Source organism: Caldibacillus sp. 210928-DFI.2.18 (genome assembly GCF_020554505.1).
GTDB lineage: Bacteria > Bacillota > Bacilli > Bacillales > Caldibacillaceae > Caldifermentibacillus > Caldifermentibacillus hisashii.
Genome location: NZ_JAJCHL010000180.1, coordinates 1 through 1722, shown reverse-complemented (window position 1 = coordinate 1722; position 1722 = coordinate 1). Strand labels below are relative to the sequence as shown.

General features: G+C 39.2%; 1 protein-coding gene. It reads left to right on the top strand.

Annotated elements, in window-relative coordinates; genetic code table 11:
- The first annotated feature begins 179 nt into the window (after window positions 1–179).
- The gene (gene zwf / locus LIZ98_RS17390; protein ID WP_227140395.1) at window positions 180–1661 is read left to right on the top strand and encodes a glucose-6-phosphate dehydrogenase; all 1482 of its coding nucleotides are present in this window, start codon (window positions 180–182) and stop codon (window positions 1659–1661) included.
- Window positions 1662–1722 lie beyond the last annotated feature (61 nt).

Below are 1722 nucleotides of genomic sequence, written 5' to 3'. Positions count from 1 at the left end.
AGGAAAATTCCTTTAAAAAATAAAAAATGTAAAAAATTTACGTGCGGAATATGCGATCAACAAATGAAAACAAGATTGTGGAATTTATCCAATCAGCCGTTTTCAAAATTTGCCATTTTTTCTTGTTACGAGTAAAATTTTAATATATGTTAATAAGTACACATAAAGCGAGGGTAAAAATGAAAACAAGAGAAAATCCTTCATCATTAATTTTACTTTTTGGTGCAACCGGTGATTTGGCGAAAAGAAAATTATATCCTTCACTATATAACCTTTTTCGTAAAGGGAATTTATCGAATCGTTTTGCCGTCGTAGGTGTAGCGAGACGTTTAAAGGATGACGGCGAATTTCGTAATTGGGTGAGAGATTCCGTCACTACTTTTGGCGAAAAGGCGGACAATTTGGAAGAGTTTATCTCCCACTTCTATTATCAATCGCATGATATCAATGATTCAGAATCGTACAAGCAATTAAAAGAACTGGTGGACCGGCTTGATCATACTTATCAACTGGAAGGAAATCGAATTTTTTATTTAGCGATGTCGCCTGAGTTCTTTGGTACGGTTGCTGAGCATTTAAGGGAAGACGGGTTGACTAATACGAACGGTTTTAAACGATTGGTCATTGAAAAACCATTTGGGCATGACTTAGCTTCAGCGATTGAACTTAATAAACGGATACGCTCGGCTTTTAAAGAAGATGAAGTTTATCGGATCGACCATTATTTAGGAAAAGAAATGGTACAAAATATCGAAGTCATCCGATTTGCCAATGCTATTTTTGAACCTTTATGGAACAATCGTTATATATCTAATATTCAAGTGACTTCCAGCGAAACTCTCGGCGTGGAAGAACGGGCAAGATACTATGATAAAAGCGGGGCCATTCGGGATATGGTACAAAACCATATGTTACAAATCGTCTCTCTTCTTGCCATGGAACCGCCAATCCGGTTGACCACCGATGAAATCCGCAGTGAAAAGGTGAAAGTGTTACGGGCATTGCGACCAGTGGAAGGAGAAGCAGTCCATGACTATTTTGTCAGGGGACAATATGGAGAAGGGATCATGAATGGCACAAAGGTTCCGGCTTATCGTGATGAACCGAATGTACCGAAAGATTCGAATACAGAAACTTTTGTTGCCGGTAAATTTCTCATTGATAATTTTCGCTGGGCAGGTGTTCCATTTTATATCCGAACCGGCAAACGGATGGCTACGAAATCCACCAACATCATCGTTCAATTTAAAGATATACCGATGAATTTATATTATAAAAACGGTTCGACTTTAAATCCAAATTTACTTGTCATCCACGTACAACCTGATGAAGGTATTACATTACATTTAAATGTGAAAAAGACCGGAGAAGTACTGGGAACTACGCCGGTGAAGCTGAATTTTTCAACCAAAAGCATTGATGGTATTAATACACCGGAAGCTTACGAAAAATTGTTGTATGACTGCTTGCGCGGAGATGCGACGAATTTTACCCATTGGGATGAAGTTGCTTTATCATGGCGGTTTGTTGATAATATTTCAGAAGTTTGGACAAATGAACAAGCTGATTTTCCAAATTATGCTGCTGGCTCCATGGGTCCAAAAGCGGCAGAGGAGCTATTAGAAAAAGACGGATTCTTCTGGTGGCCGGTTAACTTTTGAAAAACGTAAGAAAAGCGCAGAGCGCCCGCTAAGCGACGTACAAACTGGAGCGCCCCGCAAT